We start from the raw sequence: 22,010 nt of genomic DNA, 5'->3' as shown, positions 1-22,010 counted from the left end.
GTTTTTTCTGTTCGCCCCTCGCAAAACCGTGAACAGGTGAATATCTGGAGGTGTCTAGCCAGGAACAGCCATGACCCAGACTGATCAGGCCGCCGCGCCGCCGCAAGCAGACATCGCACAGGACGAACGCCGCTCCGGCCTGCGCACTTTGCGCAAGGTGGGCCCGTATCTGTGGCCCGAGGGCAATCGCGCGGTGAAAGTGCGGGTGGTGCTGGCTCTGGCAGTTCTGGTTTTGGCCAAATTTATCGCGGTCTATACCCCGATGCTCTACAAGGGCGCGGTGGACAGCCTGGCGGGCGAAGGCGTGCCGCCGCTGGCGCTTGGGGCTGTGGGACTGACGGTGGCCTATGGTATGGCGCGGATCCTGACCATCGGCTTCCAGCAGCTGCGGGATGCGGTCTTTGCGCCTGTGGGGCAACGCGCCCTGCGGCGGCTGGCTCTGGAGACTTTCACCCACATTCACCGCCTGTCGATGCGCTATCACATCACCCGCAAGACCGGCGGCCTCAGCCGGATCATCGAGCGCGGGGTGAAGGGCGTCGAGTTCCTTTTGCGCTTCATGCTGTTTTCCATCGGCCCGCTGATCCTGGAGCTGACCCTGGTCGCGGTGATCCTGACGGTGCTGTTCGACGCCTGGTACCTGGTCGTCGTGGCCGTCACCATCGGGCTTTATGTCTGGTTCACCTTCGCAGTCACAGAATGGCGGGTGAAGCTGCGCCGGGAGATGAACAAGCAGGACACCGACGCCAACCAGAAGGCCATTGACAGCCTGCTGAACTTTGAAACCGTCAAGTATTTCGTTGCCGAGGAACGCGAGGCAGAACGTTATGACGGCGCCATGCGGGGGTATGCGCAGGCGGCGCTCAAGACAGCCTATTCGCTGGCGGCGCTGAATTTCGGCCAGAGCGTGATCATCACCGCAGGTCTGGTCGGGGTGATGGTGATGGCCGCCATCGGGGTGGAGCAGGGCAACCTAACCGTGGGCGATTTTGTCATGGTCAACGCTTACATGATTCAGATCACTGTGCCGTTGAACTTCCTTGGCACCGTCTACCGAGAAATCCGCCAGAGCCTGGTAGACATGGGAGAGATGTTCGACCTTCTCGAACAGCCCGCTGATGTGAGCGACAGGCCGGGCGCCGGCGAGCTGAAGGTCAATGGCGGGCGCATCACGCTCGAGAATGTGCAGTTTTCATACGATGCCGGGCGCGAGATCCTGAAGGGCATCTCGCTGGAGGCGGAGCCGGGCCAGACCGTGGCGATTGTCGGCTCCACCGGCTCGGGGAAATCGACCATCGGCCGGCTGCTGTTTCGTTTTTATGATGTGACCGGCGGGGCGCTGAAGATCGACGGTCAGGACGTGCGGGAGGTGACTCAGCAAAGTCTGCATCACGCCATCGGCGTAGTGCCGCAGGACACTGTGCTGTTCAACGACACGATCCGCTACAACATCGCCTATGGCCGCGACGGGGCCACCCAGGAGGATGTCGAACAGGCGGCGCGGGACGCACAGATCCACGACTTCATCATGGCGCTGCCGGAGGGCTATGACACCCAGGTCGGTGAACGAGGGCTGAAACTTTCCGGCGGTGAGAAGCAGCGGGTGGGGATTGCCCGGACACTGTTGAAGAACCCGCCGGTGCTCTTGCTGGATGAGGCAACTTCGGCGCTGGACACCGACACAGAGCAGGAGATCAAAGAGGCGCTGGCACGGGCCGGGCAGGGGCGAACGGTGATCACCATTGCCCACCGTCTGTCGACCATCGCCGAGGCTGACAGGATCGTGGTGCTGGAGCAGGGCGAGATTGCGGAGACCGGCACCCATGAGGACCTGCTGGCGCAGGATGGCCGTTACGCCCGGTTGTGGCAACGCCAGCAGGCGGATCAGGACGCAGCCTGACAGCAGACGCCAAGGTTACGGCGGGGTTTCCGGCAGAAAAGGCCAGTTCGTGGAACTGGCCTTTTCCAATTGTAATACGGTGCGGCTTCAGAAGTCTTCCCACCCCCCGTTGGCCGCTTTGGCAGGAACCGGAACCACGTCGCCAAAGTCTATGTCAACGCCGTGGGCGGTGGCGGAGGCCGGTGCAGCGGCCGCCGCAGGTTTGCTGGGGACGGCGCTCCCGGCGGAACCTGAGATTTTGAATTTGGCCATCAGCTCTGCCAGTTTGCCTGCATCGCTGTGCAGCATGTGGCCTGCGGCTGTGGCCTCCTCCACCATGGCAGCGTTTTGCTGGGTGACCTGATCCAGCTGGCCGACGCCGGTGTTGATCTCGGTCAGCCCAGTGGACTGTTCCGCGGCGCCTTCGGCGATGCTGGAAACCAGCTGCGAGATGTCGTTGACCCTGCCGACGATACTGGTCAGCGCCTCGCCTGTTTCACCGACCAGATCGACGCCCTGCTTCACATGTTTGGAGCTGTCGCCAATCAGCGCCTTGATCTCGGTTGCGGCGTCGGCAGAACGCTGCGCCAGCGCCCGCACTTCGCTGGCAACCACGGCGAATCCCTTGCCGGCTTCTCCGGCCCGCGCAGCTTCCACTCCGGCGTTGAGCGCCAGCAGGTTGGTCTGAAAGGCGATGTCGTCAATCACGGAGATGATCTGCGAGATCCTGACCGAAGATTGCTCAATCTCATTCATCGCGGTCACCGCTTTGCGGACAACCTCGCCGCTGGCCTCGGCCTCGCTGCGGGCTTCCTGCATCGTCTGCTCCACACCGCGGGCGCCGTCTGCAGAAGATTTGACTGATGCCGTCAGCTGCTCAAGCGCAGCGGCGGTCTCTTCAAGGGTGGCAGCCTGGCTTTCGGTTCGGCTCGACAGGTCGTCGGAGGCGGTGCTGATTTCGGTTGCGCCGTTGTGGATGCTGCTGGCCGCGGAAATCACCTGTTCAATGGTTTCCTTCAGGGTTGCCACCGTGGTGTTGAAGCTTTGCCGGAGCTGCTCGTATTCCTCCGGAAAGGCCTCATCAATGGTGCATTCCAGATCGCGGCCGGACAGTCGGGCGAGGTGGTCGTCCAGCTTGCCTACAACCGCTCCGCGGTCGGCGATCCGGCTCGCCTCGATATTCGCGAGCTTCTCGTCAGCGGCTGCCAGAGCGGCGCGGGTTTTCTCCATCGCGCGGCTGAGCTTGCCGATTTCCGTTTTCGCCTCCAGATGTGCCGGTTCGAAATCGAATTCCTTGCGGGCCAGCCGGTCCAGGTCCGTCTGCAGCGCGCCGAACTGGCGGGTGAAGGCGGTGATCAGGCGCAGGCCGATGGCACCGCTGACAATCAGCGAAGCGGCGACCGCTGCCAGCGTCACAATAAGGGCCTGCCGGGATTGGGCGGCCTCAAACGCGGAGATTGCAATCATTTGATCCGTTACGGTCATTTCCGAGTCGCGAAGCGAACCGACCCATTGGGTTGCCCGGTCAAACCACTCCTTGGCGGCATAGCCCGGCGCCAGTGCGCCTGGGCCCGCTTCCAGCACCTCGTCGCGTATGCCGGGCAGACCCGCAGGCGCGAGCCCTGCGCGCAGGTCCTGGCCAGCCAGCACTTCTCGTAAGGCAAGGCCCGCAATATCCAGCAACTGGTGTTCCACTGCGCCGGTACGGGTGAACCAGCGGTATAGGGTCAGGTTGAAGCTGCCCAGGCCGAACCCGGCTGCGCCTGCCGCCCGCTGCTGGCCTGCGGCCTCCTTGGCGTAGGCAAGACTGACAAGCCCGGCGCCGAGCTGTGCAAGGCGGGCATCCTTCTGGTGCAGCAACTGCAGGCTAGCGTCCTTTAGCAAAGCGCCGATCATTGCGGAGTAGCGCGCGCCCATCTGGCCGGGTTCGAGAGCCAGATCGCTGACTGCCTGCCGAAGGCTGGTCAGCTCGGACAGATGCTGCAGTGAGGCGCCCGCAGTGTCCGGTACCCTCTGCATGGCGGTGTCCACTTTGATCCGGGTATCGTTCAGCCCGGCAGCGGCGGAATTGCCGCCGGAGGACAGGAAGGCAGCTGACAGGCCTCGTTCAACCTGCAGATGGTGGATAGCTTCCATCAGCGCGACAGAGCTTCGGGTTTCGGCCTGCGTGGCCCGCGCGTTTTGAAAGCGCTCCCAGTCTGCGGCAGCCTTTAGTCCGCCAATCGCTGCCAGGGCGATGAAGGGGACCGTGATCAGCGCCAGGATTTGCGCGCGTAGTGACATCGTCTTCTTCCTTAAACAAAAAACACGCCAAGCGGGAAAAGTCCCGTTGCTATTGCTGATAAGCATGTAAAGAATAACGGTTTGTGAATGGAACAATTGGACAGTCTTGAGAAAATTTGACCGGGCGGCCGAGCCATCCGCCACATGCGGCAAGGTCCGGCTGCTCGTGACGCATTTGCCCAAAAAAATGCGCCTTCCATGCATGATTTTGACTGGAAATAATCAAGTTGCCGTGTGAAAAATGTAGCAATAACAATAATTTGCGATGATTTTCCATTGCTGCATTGCCGCCGCGTAAGACTATTTAAGATTCAATCTTACTGGCCGTCTGCCCCAGAGGGTTTTCTTGCTTTTGCAATGAACCCTGCAAAGCAGTTGACTGAAACGCCCGCAACTGAGGCCCCGAAGGGGAGCGTTGTGACTCATTTCCCGTTGACCGATGTTACTGCTGGCTTAATGTTCGCGCACTTCGGGCTGAGGCAGCGCTAACGACTGCCTGCCCGCATACAAGGACATGTAGATGAAGACCTTTCTGACCGCAGCCTCCGCGGCTGCACTGCTTGCCTTTCAGGCGCCCGCCCATGCTGAAGACCTTGAGTTCCTGCTGGTAAACGACAGCAGTGCTGATCTTGTGGAGTTCAATGTGTCGCCCGCGTCTTCCGACGATTGGGAAGGAAACCTGATGGAAGGCGGCTATCTGGCGCCGGGCTATGAGATCGGCGTGCTGATTGCCGATGGCGCAACCACCTGCGTCTACGACATCCGAGGCAGTTTCGCTGATGGCTCCGAGGCAGAGGATTATGGCCTCGATCTGTGTGATCTGGGTGAGTACACCTTTACCGACTGATCTTTGCGGAGCGTCTGAAACGGCGGCACGCAGAATTGAAAAGCCCCGCCGGAGCGGGGCTTTTTGTTTGTCTTGTTATTCCGCTGCGCGCAGGCGGCCGCGCGGGGCAGGCGGCTGCGGTTCGTCCTCTTCGGTATCCGCTTGGCCTTCGCTTGTCTCTGGCGCTGCATCTTCCACCCATTGGATCTCAGTGGTCGGCAGCTGACGCGCCTTCTTGAACAGCTTGGAGTCCTGCGCGATGCGGCTGGAGCGGCCGCGGGTGATCCGCGACAACATCCGGCCAAGCGCATGCATATAGGTGGAGAACCACACCCGGATCGACAGCAGTGACGGCGTGACCACCAGGGTCAGCACGGTGGCGATCCCCAGGCCAAAGACCACGGCGGTCGCCAGTTGCTTCCACCACAGCGCGGTGGGGCTGTCGATAGAGTAGCCGCCGTTGATGAAGTCCAGGCTGACGCCGAACATCATCGGCGTCAGGCCCGCCATCGTGGTGATGGTGGTCAGCAGCACCGGGCGGATACGCGCCTCGGCGGTGCGGATGATCGCCTCAATCCGCGGCATCTGCTGGCTGAACTCCTGATAGGTGTCGATCAGCACGATGTTGTTGTTCACCACGATACCCGCCAGCGCCACGATGCCGGTGCCGGTCATGATGATCGAGAACGGCTGCTGCATCACCATCATGCCGATCAGCACGCCGGTGGTGGACAGCACGACGGCCAGCAGCACCAGCACCGAGTTGTAGAAGCTGTTGAACTGGGCCAGCAGGATCACGAACATCAGCGCCAGCGCGCCGGCAAAGGCCTTGGACAGGAAGGCACCGGATTCCTCCTGCTCCTCCTGGTCGCCGGTCCACTCCCAGCCGATGCTGCGCGGCAGCGGGTCACTTTCCAGCCATTCGGTGAGGATGGCGATCCGCTCGTTCGGGTTCACCGGGCTGATCTTGGCGCCGTCGTCCAGCGCAGCCAGCACCGCGTCAAAGCTCTCAGCACCCGTCAGCTGCAGCAGCTGCATGGTCTTGCCATTGGGCGCAATCAACGTTTCACCAGTTGCGGCGGCACCTTCCGGCAGTTCCTTCAGGACTGCCAGGCGAGTCAGATCGCCGCTGTCCGCATCCTCGATCACCACCTTGTTCAGGCCCGGTTCCACGTCTGCCTTGACATCATAGAACCGTTCCTGGCCGATGCGGTTGATCTGGGCGAGTTTCGGCACCGGCTGGCGGGTCACGAAGTTCGACAGCGGCACCAGCCCGTCCGAGGTGCGGACCTTGAGGTTGTCGAGCGTTGACAGCACCCGGTCCTGTTCCGGCAGACGGACGCGGATCTCGATCTCCTCGTCGGAGCTGTCGACCCGCATGGTATCCAGCAGGATGCCGCGGGTGACCAGCTGCACCATCGCGCCCACGGTCGCCACATCGGCGCCGTAGCGGCCGGCCTTCTCGACGTCCACGTCGATCTGCCAGTCGATGCCGGGCAGGGGCAGGCTGTCCTCAATCAGGATCAGGCCGGGGGTGTTCTCGAACTGCTCCCGTGCGGTCAACGCTGCTGCGGTCAGGTCTTCCCAGCCATCGCCGCGCAGGCGCAGATGCACCGGCTTGCCGGAGGCGGGGCCCTGCGCTAGTGCGCGGACTTCCACCTCAAAGCCGGGCAGTTTGCCGAGAATGGCATTCAACTCGTCGATCACGGTGTTGCCGTCGTATTCCTCGGCGATCACCTTTTTCTCAAAGCCCAGGTATTTGCTCAGCAGTCCGCCGAACCAGCCGTCCAGCGGCTCGCTCTCGGTGGGGCGTTCCTCCCAGGGGATGATCTCAAACTGAACCTGGCCGATCGTGTCCGGCGGCAGCTGGGCGCCGGAACTGTCGGTGTTGAGGCCGCCGTCGCCAGCAAAGGAGAACACGTTGATCACTGCGTGGTGGTCCAGAATGACCTCCTCGGCCGCGCGCACCATCTCGTCCTTTTCATGCAGAGAGATGTTGCCGCGGGCGCGGATATAGGCGGTGGCCTGTTCCGGTTCCGAGTCAACGAAGAATTCAACGCCGTAGTTGTTCTCGCTGAACGTCGAGAAGACGGTCATGATGGCAAAGCCTACGGCGGCGATGGTCACCACCGGCATTACCGGGTTGCCCGCGATGAACTTAATCACATGGCCGAACGGGGTGTGATGGTAGCCGGGGGCAACTTCCTGCTCCTCGCGCTCTACTTTGACTGAGCTAAGCGTGATCGAGGCGGCAAAGGACGCCAGCGTAAACACCAGCCCGCCGAACAGCACGCCTGCCATCGGTCCGGTGTCCTCACCCAGCAGGTAGGAGGGGTTCAGCATCTGCATGGCGCCTGCAAACATGCCCCACATGGCGACCGGCACCAGCACCGCACGCAGCCACCAGGGTGCAACCATCCGCAGCGCGCGCGAAGCGCCCTCAAACGTGCGGCTGATGCGGCCGGTGACGCCGCCCATGACGGGCAGGTAGATCAGCGCCACCACCAGCGAGGCGGACAGCACGAAGATCAGGGTCACGGGCAGCATGCCCATGAACTCACCCGGAACGCCGGGCCAGAACAGCATCGGCAGGAAGGCGCAAAGCGTGGTCGCGGTGGACGACACAATCGGCCAGAACATCCGCTGCGCCGCCTCGACATAGGCGTGCATCGGGCCGGTGCCTTCCTTGATCCGCTTGTCGGCGTATTCCACCACCACAATGGCGCCATCAACCAGCATCCCCACGGCGAGGATCAGGCCGAACATCACGATATTGGAGATAGAGATGCCCATCAGCGCCAGCAGCGCAAAGCACAAGAGGAAGGATGTCGGGATCGCAAAACCAACGAGCAGCGCGGCCCGGCTGCCAAGCGCCGACAGCACCACGATCATCACAAGCGCGATGGCGGTCAGCACCGAGCCTTCCAGCTGGCTGACCATGGAGCCGACCACGCGGCTCTGGTCGTTGGAGGTGCCGACCTCGACAGCGGCCTGCAGTTCCGGCGGCCATTTGGATTTGGAGACCTCGATGGTTTCCTTCACCAGGTTCACGGTGTCGATCAGGTTGTAGCCCTTGCGCTTGACCACCTGGAGGGCAACCGTGTCCTCGCCGTTGAAGCGGGCGGTGCCTTCGCGGTCCTCGAAGGTGAAGTTGATCTGTGCAAGTTCGCCCAGCTTGACCACCCGGTCGCCGTTGGTCTTGACCGGCAGCTGATAGATGTCCTTCACATCGTCAAAGGAAGAGGGGATCTTGACTGAGAACGCGCCCTGGGTGGTTTCGACCTCACCGGCCGCAATCAGCTGGTTGTTGTTTTGCACAACATTGATCAGCTCCAGCGCGGTGACGTTATAGGCTTCCAGCCGCAGCGGGTCGATCAGTACCTCGACCATCTCGTCGCGGTTGCCGGCGATCCCGGCTTCCAACACCGCATCCAGTGCCTCAAGGTCGTCCTGCAAGTCCTTGGCTATGCGCGCCATCGTGCGTTCCGGCACCGCGCCGGTCAGGTTCACGATGACAATCGGGAATTCGGAGAAGTTGATCTCTGTGATCGAGTATTTCTCGGCGCCTTCCGGGAATTCCGCCTCGGCCTTGTCCATTGCGTCGCGGACGTCGGCCATGATGGCGGTCTTGTCCCAGCCGAATTCGAACTCCAGCGCCACCCCGGCATAGCCCTCGGCCGCGGTGGAGGTCATCTTGTCGAGCCCGTCAAGGTCGGCAAGCTCGGTCTCCATCACCTTGACCATCAGGGATTCGGCGTCCTCGGCAGAGATGCCGGGGAAGGGGACGGAGATGAACAGGGCCGGAATTTCGATGTCCGGCTCGCCCTCCTTGGGCAGCATCGAATAGGCAAATCCGCCGACAAGCAGAGAGATTGCGATGAACGCTAGGACCATCCGGGCGCGGCCGGCGGCCCAATCGACGATGCCAATCACTGTTCAGTCTCCCGGTAGGTGGCCGCCACTGCGACGCCTTCGGTTACGAAATCCTGTCCCACCACGATCACATCCGCGTTCTCAGGCAGGCCGCCAAGCCAGACGCCATCCGCCTCATCCCGCAGAAGCTGCACGGGGTAGAATACCACGGTGCTGTCGGGTCCGACAACGCGCACACCCAGCTGGCCTTCGTTGTTCAGCGTCAGTGCCGATTGCGGCAGCTTGTGCGCCAGCGAGCCGGCTGAGGAAATTGCGATATCTGCGGTCTGGCCGTCACGGATGCTCAAGTCCGGGTTCGGCACCGTAATCTCGACCTCAAAGGTGCGGGTGGTCGGATCGGCAGAGCGGCTGAGGAAGGTGACCTCGCCCTGGACCTGCTGGCCGGTGGAGAGTTCTGCGCCGGCAATGGCGCCCAGTTCCACTTTGTTGACTTCCGCTTCCGGCACATAGCCAACCAGTTTGATGGTATCGAGCTGGATCACCGTGCTGCACAGGCTGCCGGGTTGCAGCAGGCTGCCCAGTTCCGCGGTGTCGCTTTCGAGCAGGCCGTCAAAGGGCGCGGTGATGGTCAGGTGACCGATTTCCCGCTCTGCCGCGGCCACTGCGGCCTGCGCGGACCGCTCCGCAGCCTCAGCTGAGGCCAGACGGGTTTCAGAGGCATAGCCGCCCTCTGACAGTTTGGCGGCGGCGGTCAGGTTAATCTTGGCTTCCTTCAGCTGCGCCTGCGCCTGCAGCAGCGATGCGGGCCGTGTGCCGGGATCCAGCTCGCACAACAGATCGCCCTTCTTGACATGGGCGCCCTTGCGCAGCGGCTCAGAAATCACGGTGGAGGTGGTTTCGGCCCGTACTTCCACCTGTCGGATAGCCTGGGTCTGGCCGCGCAGGATCACTGCGTTGCCAATGGTCCGTGCTTTGCTTTGGATGGCGACAACGCCGACGCGCGAATCTTCCGCCTCCGTCAGCTTCTGGCCTTCGGCGGCAGTTTCGGCCCCGGCCGCCTCATTTGCGTCTTCCCCGCGGGCAAAGGCCATCAGATCGTCACGCTCGAAAACCACCAGATAGAGGCTGGCGGATACCGCCACTGCAGTCAGTATCGGTACAATGCGCATGTCGGGCCTTTCCTATTCTCTGTCTTCTTCCACGTGCACCTTACCTATGTCCGTCGGACGGCAGGGCCGGTTCACAGGGGAGTCGCGCGTATGTGATAGGGCTGATATAGGAGATGTCCATTCTAAACTAAGTGGTTTAGTTCACATTTCTTGCTTTTCTGGCCCATTTGCCGAAGTTTCTGGTGCAAACGGGCCACTTGGCTTGGCCTTTGAGCCGGGGTAAGAGGGGCGCAACGCATTCAATACAGGTGCGGGCGCCAGCCCGGGCCGCGCATATCAGGGGCTTTTCATGAGCGACACCGACAGCTTTATCGACGAAGTGACAGAAGAGGTCCGCCGTGACCGGCTTTTCCTGATGCTGAAACGCTATGGCTGGATCGGCGGCGCAGCCGTGGTGCTGATCGTCGGCGGTGCCGCGTTCCGCGAATACAACAAGGCCAAGGAACAGGCAGCAGCTGAAACGCTGGGGGACGATATTACCGCGGCGCTGAAAATCGACGGCAGTGAAAAACAGGCAGAGGCATTGGCTGCCGTGCCGGCAGAGAGCGCCGGCGGTGCAGCCATTCTGAACATGCTTGAAGCTGCGGCGCTGTCAGAGGCCGGCAAGACTGCCGAAGCAGTGGCGCAGCTTGAGGCGGTGGCCGTGGATGGCGATCTGCCGCTGATCTACCGGCACGTCGCCAGCTTCAAGGCGCTGGCGCTGCAGGCCGAAACGTTGAGCGCCGCGGACCGCCGTGTGCAATACGAGGCGCTGGCCCAGCCCGGCGCGCCGCTGGCATTGCTGGCGTCAGAACAGCTGGCTCTGCTGGATGTGGAGGAAGACAACACAGAGGCTGCCATTAGCCGCCTGCGGGACATTGTTGCGGATGCGACTGTCACTGCAGACTTGAAAGACCGCGCGTCTCAGGTGATTGTGGCGCTTGGCGGCTCGGTCAACGGGGACGCCGCGCCTGAGGGGTAAGGCGCTCCGCGGATGGAAACTTGCGGAACAAGAACGGCAGACAGGGCAGGGCAATGGCAATAATCAAATCAATCTCCCGGGCACGGGTTCTTCTTTGCACAACCGCTGTTGCGGCTCTTCTGGCGGCCTGCTCGGAGGAAGAGGTTATCCTGCGCGGCGAGCGCGAGGACATCCGCCCCGATGCCGCAGTAGAGATCGTCAATCAGTCCCGCGCCATTTCCCTGCCGCAGCAGGCGGCCAATGCCAGCTGGGAACAGGGCCACGGCGCTGAGGACGGGCGCACCGCGCATCCGGCACTGGCGGCCGCCCCGCAGCGCATCTGGTCTGCCTCGATCGGCGCCGGCGACAGCCGCCGCCAGCGCATCACCGCAACCCCGGTTGTGGGCGGCGGCCGTATCTACACCCTGGACAGCGCCGCGCGGGTGTCTGCGGTATCTCCGCAAGGCCAGCTCCTGTGGCAAAGCGAACTGATTCCGGCCGCCGATGACGAGGGTCAGGCCACAGGCGGCGGTTTGGCCTTTGCTGACGGCGTGCTGTATGTGTCCTCCGGCTTTGGTGTGCTGACCGCACTGAACGCAGCGGACGGCAACCTGGTCTGGCGGCAGGAACTGGATGCCACAGGGTCCGGCCAGCCGCGGGTCAGCGGCGGGCTGGTCTATCTGGTGGCAGGCGACGACACCGGCTGGGCTGTGAACACCAAGGACGGCCGCATCGCCTGGCAAATTGATGCTGCGCCGTCTCCGGCAAATGTCCTGGGCGCCCCGGCGCCGGTTGTGACAAATGACCTTGCAGTATTTGCCTTCGGGTCCGGCGATCTGATTGCAACCTTCCGCCGCGGTGGTCTGCGCCGCTGGAGCGCCTCCGTTGCGGGCAAGCGCACCGGCCAGACCTTGTCGCGGATCAGCGATGTGACCGGCGCGCCGGTGGTGTCCGGTAACCGTCTTTATGCCGGTAACAACTCCGGCCGGACCGTGGCCATCGATCTCGAAACCGGCGACCGTCTTTGGACCGCGCGTGAAGGCGCATCCGGCACCGCCTGGCCTGCGGGCGGCAGCCTGTTCCAGGTCAGCGACCTGAACCAGCTGTTGCGGCTGGATGCCAGCAGCGGCGAGGTTATCTGGGCCGTGGACCTGCCAGGCTACCTGAAAGACAAGCCACGCAAACGCGGCCAGATCCATGTGCATCACGGCCCCGTTGTGGCCGGCGGTCAGGTGGTTCTTGCCTCCAACGACGGGTTGCTTCGTTTCTTCAACCCCGTCGACGGCAGCTTGTCTCGCACCGCGGAAGTGCCTGGCGGCGCCACCACGGCACCGGTTGTCGCCGGGCGCACGCTGTATGTAGTTTCCACCAAGGGCGATTTGCTGGCATACCGCTGACAGTGTTTCCGGGTGGCACAAGCCGCGCGGATGCGCTATGAGCCGCGTCTGAATCGCAGAAAGCTGGTCTGATGTCCTTTACCCTCGCCATCGTGGGCCGTCCCAATGTGGGCAAGTCCACCCTGTTCAACCGCCTTGTGGGCAAGAAGCTGGCCTTGGTCGACGACCAGCCGGGCGTGACGCGTGACCTGCGCGAAGGCGCGGCACGGCTGGGCGACCTGCGCTTCACGGTGATTGACACTGCGGGTCTGGAAGATGCCACCGACAACTCGCTGGAAGGCCGAATGCGCCGGCTGACCGAGCGGGCGGTGGACATGGCCGACATCTGCCTGTTCATGATCGACGCCCGCACCGGCGTTACCCCGACCGACGAGATCTTTGCCGATATCCTGCGCCGCAGGTCCGCGCATGTGATCCTCGCCGCCAACAAGGCTGAGGGCAATGCCGCCGAGGCCGGTGTGCTGGAAGCCTACGGCCTAGGCCTAGGTGAGCCGCTGCGGCTGTCGGGCGAGCATGGCGAAGGGATGCCGGACCTTTACGGCATCCTGCAGCCGCTGGCCGAGAAGTTCGAGGCCCAGGCCGAAGAGCATGCCCCGGTCACCGATGTCGAACTATATGAAGAGATCGGCGAGGACGAAGAAGAGGTCATCCCGGTTCCGACCGACGCCAAGCCCCTGCAGGTTGCCGTGGTGGGCCGTCCCAATGCGGGCAAGTCGACACTGATCAACAAGATCCTGGGCGAGGACCGGCTGCTGACAGGGCCCGAGGCCGGGATCACCCGCGATGCGATCTCGCTCAAGATCAACTGGAAAGACACGCCTATGCGGGTGTTTGACACCGCCGGCATGCGCAAAAAGGCAAAGGTGCAGGAGAAGCTGGAGAAGCTTTCGGTCTCCGACGGCCTGCGCGCGGTGAAATTTGCCGAGGTTGTGGTGGTGCTGCTGGACGCCAGCATCCCGTTTGAGCAACAGGACCTGCGGATTGCCGACCTGGCCGAGCGCGAGGGGCGTGCGGTTGTGGTTGCGGTCAACAAATGGGACGCCGAAGAGCACAAGCAAGAAAAGCTGCGCGACCTCAAGGAAGCCTTCGGCCGGTTGCTGCCGCAGCTGCGCGGCGCGCCGCTGGTCACCGTTTCGGCCAAGACCGGCAAGGGGCTGGACCGGCTGCATGAGGCGATCATGCGGGCCTATGGCACCTGGAACCGGCGGGTGCCGACCGCAGCGCTGAACCGCTGGCTGGTTGGCATGCTGGAGCAGCACCCGCCGCCCGCGCCGCAGGGCAAGCGGATCAAGCTGCGCTACATGACCCAGGCCAAGAGCCGCCCGCCGGGGTTCGTGGTGATGTGCTCGCACCCTGACAAGCTACCGGAAAGCTATACCCGCTATCTGGTGAACGGGTTGCGCGAGGATTTCGACATGCCCGGCACCCCGATCCGCCTGTATATGCGCGGGCAGGGCGACAAGAACCCCTATAGAGGCAAGCGGGCAAAGAACGCAGGCGCGCTGGAAAAGCACCTGAAGAAACGCGGCAGCTGATCTCCGGCGGCGAGCGCTCCCGCCCGGCTTCGCGGCATTCAAAGAATACCTTGGCCCGTTTGGCCCGGCACCGCCCCACGGGGCGGCGTTTTCGCGTTCTGCAACGGAGGTCTGTTGTACCTTCGGCAGGCATCCGCCGTACTGACTTGGCCAGCACCCGGCTATTCCATCCAGAGTGGCGCGGTGATATCCCTTGGGTTGAGGCGCTTTGCCTCAGCCGGCTTGCCTTTGGCAAAGCTGGAATTATCTGAGGTTTATCTTGGGCGGGCTGCGCCCATTTCGCATGCCTGTCACATCGCGCATTTATGGAAGAATTCATGGATCTGAGGGCACACACGCGCAAGTTCACAGAAAAGGATAACCGGCTGGCATCGCTCAGCTATTTCGGGACATTTGCGTTCTATTTCCTGTCGCTCTATCTGGCCATCACCCATGCCGACCGCTGGTATGTGATGCTGCCCGCAGGGGTGGTCTTTTCCTTTGCTGCGGTACGCCTCTACGTGCTGCAGCATGACACCGGCCACCATTCGCTGTTCGAGACCCGCCTGCAGAACGAGATCGCTGGCCATGTGCTGTCGCCCTTCACCTTTGCGCCCTTTGAGGTGATGAAGCAGAACCACAACCTGCATCATTCCAATATCGGCAATCTAGAGCACCGCGAGACTGGCGAGATCCACACCATGACTCTGCGGGAATGGAAAGCGGCCGGTTTCTGGGAGCGGCTGGGCTACCGGCTCTACCGCAATCCGTTTGTGCTGGTGCCGCTGGGTTCGGCCTTCACCTATTTCATCCGCTACCGCTGGCCCAAGAACACGGTGCGGTTCGGCGCTGCCGGGGTGATCCTGCACAATCTGGTGATCGTAGCCATGCTGGGACTGCTCTATTGGGTTGCAGGGGTGACCGGCATTCTGATCTGGCTGGCGTTCTCTTTCCTCGGCGGCATGATCGGCGTATTTCTGGTCTATCTGCAGCATAATTTCGAGGACACCTACTGGGACCGCCGCCCGGACCTGAACCCGCAGGTGGCGGCGTTGCAGGGATCGTCTTGCCTGGATTTCGGCTGGTTCTTCGACATGGCAGTGGCAAATATCACCCTGCATGACATCCACCACTACAACGCCCGGATCCCCTCCTACCGGCTGCGCCAGTGCCATTACAGCCTGCCGCCTGAACTGGGGCTGCGCCGGATCAAGTTCCCGGAAGCGGTCCGGGCGCTGACGCTAAAGCTTTGGGATGAAGAGAAGAAATGCCTGGTGCCCTTTCCTGGATGAACATTTCCTGCGAAGGTTGCCGGAGAGCCAAGTGAATTAGAGGGGGAGGCTGACAGCGGCATGACGTCGATTTCAGAACTAAAAGGTGTGGGTCCGGCACTGGAACGGATCCTTCAGGAAAACGGGGTAAAGTCCGTCGAGGCGCTGGCCGGGATGGAGGAGCAGCAGCTGCGCAGCATTCCCGGGATTGGCGCCAGCCGGGCGGGCCTGCTGCAGGATGCCGCCCGGGCGCACAATGGGGCCGCAGAGGTGGACGGCGCGGATCTGAGCACCAAGCTGGCCGCTGCGGAAGCTGCGCTTCAGGCGGCGGAGGAGAAGGCCGCCAAGGCACAGGCCAAGGCAAAGAAGGCCAAACGTCAAGCTGCGCAATTGATGGAGGAATTTGCCGAGGCCAAGGAAAAGGCCAAGAAGAAGGCCAAGAAAGTGAAGGCCAAGGCAAAAAAGGCCATCGAGAAGGAAAAGGCCAAGGCCAAGGCCATTCTGGAAGGCAACGTCACAGAAAAGAAAAAGAAGAAGTCGAAGAAGTAGCTTCAAGCCATTGCTTCAAGAGTAAACCGGCGCCAAGGGCGCCGGTTTCTGTTTCCGGGACGCGGTCTGGATCAGACCAGCTCACCCTCTGCTGTCAGGGTCAGTTTGCCGCCCAGATAAGGGGCAAGCACCTCGGGCAGCTTAACCGAGCCATCCGCCTGCTGGCCGTTTTCCAGCACCGCAATCAGGCAGCGGCCCACCGCCAGGCCGGAGCCGTTCAGCGTGTGCACGAACTGCGGTTTGCCGCCGTCGGCCGGCTTGAAACGCGCGTTCATCCGGCGGGCCTGGAAATCGCCGCAGACCGAAACCGAGGAGATCTCGCGGTAGGTGTTCTGTCCGGGCACCCAGACCTCGATGTCATGGGTCTTGCGGGCGCCAAAACCCATGTCGCCGGTGCACAGGACAATGGTGCGGTAGGGCAGGCCCAGGCGCTCCAAGATGTCCTCGGCGCAGCGGGTCATGCGCTCATGCTCCTCGATGCTCTTGTCCGGATGCGTGACCGAGACCATCTCGACCTTCTCGAACTGGTGCTGGCGCAGCATGCCGGCGGTGTCCTTGCCAGCCGAGCCCGCCTCGGAGCGGAAACATTGGGTGTGCGCAACGTAACGGCGCGGCAGGTAGCCTTCCTCGACCGTCAGGCCGTTGACGATATTGGTCAGCGTGACCTCAGCCGTCGGCACCAGCCACCAGCCATTGGTGGTCTTGTAGCTGTCCTCGCCGAACTTGGGCAGCTGGCCGGTGCCGTACATCATTTCTTCGCGCACAAGCACCGGGGTCCAGGTTTCCGTCAGGCCGTTTTCGTCCACATGAGTGTTGATCATGAACTGGGCCAGCGCACGGTGGATGCGCGCCACCGCGCCGGACAGCACCACAAAACGGCTGCCCGACAGTTTGGCCGCAACTTCAAAATCCATGCCGGGCTTCACGCCTTCGATCTCGAAATGCTCCTTGGCCTCGAAATCCAGTGCTTTCGGCTCGCCCCAGCGGCGGATTTCGACGTTGTCGTCTTCATCCGCGCCGTCCGGCACATCGTCGAACGCCAGGTTGGGGATGGTCATCAGCATGTCGCTAAGCTGCTGGTCCAGCGCCTTGGCCTCGGTGTTCATCGCCGACACTTCAGCCTTCTTCTCGGCCACCAGCGCGCGCAGGCGCTCAAACTCGGCCTCATCGCCGCGGCCCTTGGCGGCGCCAACTTCCTTGGAGGCTTTGTTCTGCTCGGCCTGCGCGGTCTCCGCGGCCAGGATCTTGGCGCGGCGCGCCTCATCCAGCGCCAGGATCTCGGATGACACGCCCGCATCCCCGCGCCGCGCCACAGCGGCGTCGAATGCGGCAGGGTTTTCGCGGATAGCGCGGATGTCATGCATGAGAGTCTCTCCTAGCGTTGAATGGTGTTTGAATCAGTAGGCCCATCCTATGACGCAAGGGTGAACAAAGGGGAAGGGGGCGGGCACCTCAGCGCCTGACAGTGTGAAAAGAAATAGGCCGGGTGTTGCGCCCGGCCTGTTTTGGTTCATTCCGCGGCCATTGACATTATGTGCACCTGATGCCGCGGTGGCTGCATGCGGATCTCGCCGGTCAGGAAGTCGGCATAGTCAAAGGTGAGTTCCGTGCCTGCCGGTATGCTGGTCAACGCCCGGCCCCAGGCCCCGTCGGAAAAATCGAGGTTCGGATACATGGAGTGGTTCAGGAACCGCCCTTCGTCGCATTGCAGGATCATGTAGCCTGGGCGGCAGGGATCCGGGAAGCTGTAGCGCTCCAGAAACTCCTTTATGTGGAGTTCAACATTGTCCAGCTTGCTCTCCGGGAAGGTGGTGTCGAGCATTCTGTCATAGCGCCAGACAATGTCGCCTTTGGTGATGTTGTCGTGGCAAAAAACGCCCAGCCCTTCGATAGCCGAGGGGGCGAGATAGCAGCGCACCATCATCATGCGCCTGTTCCTTCTTTCAGGAATGGCCGGGCCGCCATCCGGACCGGAAAGAGGGGGCAAAGGCCCCGCGCCTGGCGGCTTGCGCAAGGGAAAGCAAAGCGCCGAATCGCACTGTTTTGCAATCAGTTTCCGCACGCCTGCAGGTCGTGTTTGCACTTTCTTTCACTGCTGGCTGCCTGGCAACTGGCTACGGCCTGAAATCCGCCCCTTTGGGACTGCAGGGTTCCCTTGCAAACCCCCTGTCCAGCGCATAGGTTCCGCTGCAAATTTCCGGCATGAAAACCATGCCGCTTTGACAGAAGGAATATCCCATGGACGCTGGCGCAATCGGCCAATTTCTCCCGCTTATCCTGATCTTCGCGATCATGTACTTCCTGCTGATCCGCCCGCAGCAGAAGAAGATGAAACAGCATCAGGCGATGGTGGACGGCCTGCGCCGCGGCGACCAGGTGGTGACCCAGGGCGGTGTGATCGGCAAGGTGGCCAAGGTCAAGGAAGACGGCGAGATCGAGGTCGAAATCGCGGATGGCGTCAAGGTGCGCGTGGTCAAGGCGACCATTGCCCAGGTTCTGAGCAAAACCGAGCCGGCAGCTTAAGCACCCTTCGCAACCATCTGAAAAGGCAGGGCAATGCTGCAAATTGATCTCTGGAAGAGGGTGCTGATCTGGCTGGTTTGTGCAGCTGGCATCATGCTTGCCCTGCCAAACGGTTTTTATACCCGCGTCGAACAGGCCAACGACGCGGCCGCCGATATCATCGCCAAGGGTGAAACGCCGGAACGGCTGGAAACAGCAGGCCAGTGGCCGTCTTTCCTGCCGTCGGGTCTGGTGAACCTTGGCCTCGATCTGCGGGGCGGCGCGCATCTGCTGGCCGAAGTGCAGGTCGAGGATGTCTATGAGGCGCGGATGGATGCGCTGTGGCCGGAGGTCCGCGATGCACTGCGGCCCGAGCGCTCCACTGTCGGCACCTTCAGGCGCCAGCCTGGCCCGGTGGATCAGATTCGCCTGAAGATTTCCAAACCGGACGGTATGGCCCGCGCGCTGGAAGTGGTGCGCGGCCTGGCTAGCCCGGTCACCAGCCTGACCGGCGCCGGAGCAACTGACATTGAGGTCGCTGCCGAAGGCGACATCCTTGTGGTGCAGCTGAGCGAGGCGGAAAAGCTGGCCTCTGACGACCGGACCGTGCGCCAGTCGCTGGAAATCGTGCGCCGCCGGATCGACGAGGTCGGCACCCGTGAGCCGACCATCCAGCGCCAGGGGGCCGACCGGATCCTGATCCAGGTGCCGGGCATCGGTTCCGCTTCTGAACTGAAGGCGATCATCGGCACCACCGCACAGCTGACCTTCAACCCGGTAGTGGGCCGCGGCAGCGACGCGGACGCAGCACCGGGCATCGGCAACAAGGTTGTGCCGTCGCTGGACGAAGAGGGATTCTATTACACCATCGAGGCCGCCGCGGTTGTCACCGGCGAGGACCTGGTGGATGCGCAGCCGTCGTTCGACCAGAACGGCCGACCGGCTGTGACCTTCCGCTTCAACACCTCCGGCGCACGCCGGTTCGGCGACTACACGGCCGAAAACATCGGCTCGCCCTTCGCCATCGTGCTGGATGACGAGGTGGTCTCCGCGCCTGTAATCCAGTCGCACATCCCGGGCGGCTCCGGCATCATCACCGGCAACTTCACCGTTGAGGAAAGCACCAACCTTGCCGTGCTGCTGCGCGCTGGCGCGCTGCCTGCGGGGCTGGACTTCCTGGAAGAGCGGACCATCGGCCCCGAATTGGGCCAGGACAGCATCGACGCGGGCAAGATTGCCACCATCGTGGCCTTTGTCGCGGTGCTGGTGTTCATGGGCCTCAGCTATGGCCTGTTTGGCCTTTTTGCCAATGTGGCACTGATCCTGAACATCGCGCTGATCTTCGGTATGCTCAGCCTGATCGGCGGCACCCTGACGCTGCCGGGTATCGCAGGCATCGTGCTGACGGTTGGTATGGCGGTGGACGCCAACGTGCTGATCTTTGAACGTATCCGCGAAGAGCTGAAGGCGGGCCGCGGTCCGGCCAAGGCCATCGACGAAGGCTACTCCAAGGCGCTCAGCGCCATTCTCGACGCCAATATCACCACCTTCATCACTGCGGTGATCCTGTTCGCCATGGGCTCCGGCCCGGTGCGCGGCTTCGCGATTACCCTGGGCTTGGGCATTCTGACCTCGGTGTTCACCGCGATCTTTGTGACCCGCCTGATGATCGTCATGTGGTTTGAACGGCGCCGTCCGAAAACGATTGAGGTGTGATATGCGGCTGAGACTTGTTCCCCAGGAAACCTCATTCGATTTCTTCAAACGCGCCAAGCTGTGGCTGGGCATCTCAGCCTTGATGATGGTGGTGGGCTTTGCCTCCTTCCTGTTTCAGGGGCTGAACTTCGGCATCGACTTCCGCGGCGGCACCACAATCCGCACCGAGGCGTCGGAGACTGTGGACGTTGGCGCCTACCGCGATGCACTGGCGGTGCACGGCCTGGGTGACGTGTCGATCACCGAGGTGTTCGATCCGGCCTTCGAGGAAGACCAGCACGTCGCCATGATCCGCATTCAGGCACAGGACGACGGCGAGGCGATCTCCGGTGAGATGATCGAGACGCTGAAGGCCTCCCTGGACGCGGTGGCGCCGGGCATCAAATTCGTCTCGGTCGAGTCCGTTGGCCCCAAGGTCTCGGGCGAGCTGATCACCACCGCGATTATTGCGGTCGCCTTGGCGATTGCCGCGGTTCTGGTTTACATCTGGCTGCGGTTCGAATGGCAGTTCGCCCTCGGCGCGGTGGCGGCGCTGGTGCATGACGTGGTGCTGACCATCGGTGTGTTCTCGGAATTGCAGATCCGGTTCGACCTGGCGATCATTGCAGCGCTGCTGACCATCGTTGGCTACTCGCTGAACGATACCGTGGTTGTTTTCGATCGGGTGCGGGAGAACCTGCGCCGTTACAAGAAGAAGGACCTCTCTGAGGTTCTGAACATCTCGATCAACGAGACGCTGAGCCGGACGATGATGACCTCCGTCACCACGCTTCTGGCGCTGATCTCGCTCTATGTGCTGGGCGGCGACGTGATCCGCGGCTTCGTGTTTGCGATGATCTGGGGCGTTATTGTCGGGACCTACTCCTCGGTCTTCGTCGCCTCCACCATCCTGTTGAAACTGGGGGTGAAGCGCGACTGGTCGAAGCAGGCCAACACCACCGGCAACCAGTTCGGCAACATCGATGCCTGAGGCGTTTCAGGCAGCCCTGCAGACGCCGGGGCTGGTCTGGCTGCTGATAACCATTGGAGCCGCGGGTCTTGTCCGCGGCTTCACTGGTTTTGGCACCGCGATGATCTTTGTTCCCGTCGGCGCGCAGTTCCTGCCCTCGGCGGATGTGGTGTTCCTGATGGTGCTGATGGGGGTGTTTTCCACCATCACCCTGTTCCCGCAGGCCTGGAGCAAGGCGGACAGGGCGGAAGTCGGGGCCTTGTCCATGGCCGCTGCGGTCACCGTGCCGGCCGGATTGTGGCTGATGTCGCAGATGGATCCGCTGACGCTGCGTTGGGTGGCTGCCGGGGTAATCGGCGTGACCTTAGCCGCGGTGGTCTCCGGCTGGCGCTGGCAGGGCAAACTCGGCTGGCCAGGGCGGTTCGCCATCGGCGGAGCGGCCGGCATCGTGGGCGGCATGACCGGCCTCACCGGGCCGGTGGTCATCGTTTTCTACCTCGCCAACGTGCGTGATGTCGCGCGGGTCCGGGCCAACACCATCGTGTTCCTAGCTGCACTGGATGTGGTGATCGCGGCCAACCTGATCTTCGGTGGCATGGCCAGCCTCAAGGCCGTCATTCTGGCCTGCCTTCTCGGCATCCCCTACATAGTCACCACGCTGACCGGTAAAGCGCTGTTTGATCCCAAGCTCGAGAAGATCTACCGCTTAGCCTCCTATTCCGTGATTGCGCTGGCCGTGTTATCCAGCCTCCCGGTATTTGACTGAAAGGACCGCCCATGCGCCTGAACGAAGTGAGCTTTTCCGATGCGCTGCCCATCGACGGCTATGGCGACGGGTTCTTCCGCATCGGCGGCAAGGTGCATCAGGGCGGCGTGCTGACTTCGGCTGCTGGTACTGCGGGCTGGGACGGCATGGGGGACGCTGCGCCTCTGCTGGCGCTTGCCGGAGAAATTGATGTGCTGTTCATCGGCACCGGGCCTGAGATCGCCCATATCCCTGCAGACCTGCGCAAGGCGCTGGAGGATGCAGGGCTGGGTGTTGAGGCGATGAATTCGCCCGCCGCCTGCCGGACTTACAATGTGCTGTTGTCCGAAGGCCGCCGGATTGCCTTGGCCGCCTTGCCAGTCTGAAGGTGAATTTC

General features: G+C 62.4%; 17 protein-coding genes. 12 read left to right on the top strand and 5 right to left on the bottom strand.

The features are described 5' to 3' along the window. The first annotated feature begins 70 nt into the window (after positions 1-70). Complete coding sequence (locus RA24_RS04030) at positions 71-1,900, top strand: ABCB family ABC transporter ATP-binding protein/permease (RefSeq protein ID WP_039146376.1); 1,830 nt, start codon at positions 71-73, stop codon at positions 1,898-1,900. Positions 1,901-1,987: 87 nt separating this feature from the next. Here RA24_RS04030 and RA24_RS04025 read toward each other — a convergent pair whose 3' ends face one another. Then, entirely contained in the window at positions 1,988-4,162 is a 2,175-nt protein-coding gene (locus RA24_RS04025) for a methyl-accepting chemotaxis protein (protein WP_039189994.1), read from the bottom strand. A 520-nt stretch (positions 4,163-4,682) separates the two neighbouring features. Here RA24_RS04025 and RA24_RS04020 point away from each other — a divergent pair. After that, a complete protein-coding gene (locus RA24_RS04020) occupies positions 4,683-5,009 on the top strand; it encodes a hypothetical protein (RefSeq protein WP_019295439.1) in 327 nt (108 codons plus the stop codon). 75 nt (positions 5,010-5,084) lie between these two features. Here the strand turns inward: RA24_RS04020 and RA24_RS04015 are convergent, their stop codons facing one another. Then, complete coding sequence (locus RA24_RS04015; RefSeq protein WP_039189992.1) at positions 5,085-8,921, bottom strand: efflux RND transporter permease subunit; 3,837 nt, start codon at positions 8,919-8,921, stop codon at positions 5,085-5,087. After that, complete coding sequence (locus RA24_RS04010; protein ID WP_039169888.1) at positions 8,918-10,030, bottom strand: efflux RND transporter periplasmic adaptor subunit; 1,113 nt, start codon at positions 10,028-10,030, stop codon at positions 8,918-8,920. The genes RA24_RS04015 and RA24_RS04010 overlap by 4 nt, the downstream gene beginning before the upstream one ends. Before the next feature lie 289 nt (positions 10,031-10,319). On the opposite strand from RA24_RS04010, the gene RA24_RS04005 reads away from it, so the two are divergent. The 5 genes from RA24_RS04005 to RA24_RS03985 all read left to right on the top strand — a co-directional run bounded on the left by RA24_RS04005 (position 10,320) and on the right by RA24_RS03985 (position 15,701). Continuing rightward, entirely contained in the window at positions 10,320-10,991 is a 672-nt protein-coding gene (locus RA24_RS04005) for a hypothetical protein (RefSeq protein ID WP_039146368.1), read from the top strand. Positions 10,992-11,044: 53 nt separating this feature from the next. Next, positions 11,045-12,367: a PQQ-like beta-propeller repeat protein gene (locus RA24_RS04000; RefSeq protein ID WP_039189990.1), complete on the top strand. Its 1,323-nt coding sequence runs from the start codon at positions 11,045-11,047 to the stop codon at positions 12,365-12,367. Between the two features lie 71 nt (positions 12,368-12,438). Next, complete coding sequence (der, locus tag RA24_RS03995) at positions 12,439-13,902, top strand: ribosome biogenesis GTPase Der (RefSeq protein WP_019295444.1); 1,464 nt, start codon at positions 12,439-12,441, stop codon at positions 13,900-13,902. 317 nt (positions 13,903-14,219) lie between these two features. Further along, positions 14,220-15,173, top strand: coding sequence for a fatty acid desaturase (locus RA24_RS03990; RefSeq protein ID WP_039189989.1), 954 nt, complete (start codon positions 14,220-14,222; stop codon positions 15,171-15,173). A 60-nt stretch (positions 15,174-15,233) separates the two neighbouring features. Further along, the gene (locus RA24_RS03985; protein WP_039146363.1) at positions 15,234-15,701 is read left to right on the top strand and encodes a helix-hairpin-helix domain-containing protein; all 468 of its coding nucleotides are present in this window, start codon (positions 15,234-15,236) and stop codon (positions 15,699-15,701) included. A 71-nt stretch (positions 15,702-15,772) separates the two neighbouring features. On the opposite strand, the gene serS is transcribed toward RA24_RS03985, so the two are convergent. Together serS and RA24_RS03975 are read right to left on the bottom strand one after the other, a co-directional pair. After that, positions 15,773-17,065 (bottom strand): serine--tRNA ligase, encoded by a 1,293-nt coding sequence (gene serS, locus RA24_RS03980; RefSeq protein ID WP_039189987.1) that lies wholly within the window; start codon positions 17,063-17,065, stop codon positions 15,773-15,775. 146 nt (positions 17,066-17,211) lie between these two features. Next, positions 17,212-17,628, bottom strand: a complete 417-nt coding sequence (locus RA24_RS03975) for an SET domain-containing protein (RefSeq protein WP_039189985.1) — start codon at positions 17,626-17,628, stop codon at positions 17,212-17,214. 311 nt (positions 17,629-17,939) lie between these two features. Here RA24_RS03975 and yajC point away from each other — a divergent pair, with 311 nt between their 5' ends. The 5 genes from yajC to RA24_RS03950 are packed head-to-tail and all read left to right on the top strand — an operon-like array spanning position 17,940 to position 21,999. Beyond that, the gene (gene yajC / locus RA24_RS03970; RefSeq protein ID WP_019295449.1) at positions 17,940-18,224 is read left to right on the top strand and encodes a preprotein translocase subunit YajC; all 285 of its coding nucleotides are present in this window, start codon (positions 17,940-17,942) and stop codon (positions 18,222-18,224) included. Between the two features lie 33 nt (positions 18,225-18,257). After that, the gene (gene secD, locus RA24_RS03965) at positions 18,258-19,919 is read left to right on the top strand and encodes a protein translocase subunit SecD (RefSeq protein ID WP_039169903.1); all 1,662 of its coding nucleotides are present in this window, start codon (positions 18,258-18,260) and stop codon (positions 19,917-19,919) included. A gap of 1 nt (position 19,920) precedes the next feature. Next, positions 19,921-20,889: a protein translocase subunit SecF gene (gene secF, locus RA24_RS03960; RefSeq protein ID WP_019295451.1), complete on the top strand. Its 969-nt coding sequence runs from the start codon at positions 19,921-19,923 to the stop codon at positions 20,887-20,889. After that, entirely contained in the window at positions 20,882-21,634 is a 753-nt protein-coding gene (locus RA24_RS03955; RefSeq protein WP_039189984.1) for a TSUP family transporter, read from the top strand. Before secF ends, RA24_RS03955 begins: the two co-directional genes overlap by 8 nt. A gap of 11 nt (positions 21,635-21,645) precedes the next feature. Further along, positions 21,646-21,999 (top strand): Mth938-like domain-containing protein, encoded by a 354-nt coding sequence (locus tag RA24_RS03950; RefSeq protein ID WP_039189982.1) that lies wholly within the window; start codon positions 21,646-21,648, stop codon positions 21,997-21,999. Positions 22,000-22,010: the final 11 nt, after the last annotated feature.

The organism is Leisingera sp. ANG-M6 (assembly GCF_000813905.1).
Taxonomy (GTDB): Bacteria; Pseudomonadota; Alphaproteobacteria; order Rhodobacterales; family Rhodobacteraceae; genus Leisingera.
The sequence above is the reverse complement of the archived record's forward strand: the minus strand, read 5'-3'. Positions and strand labels throughout refer to the sequence as shown.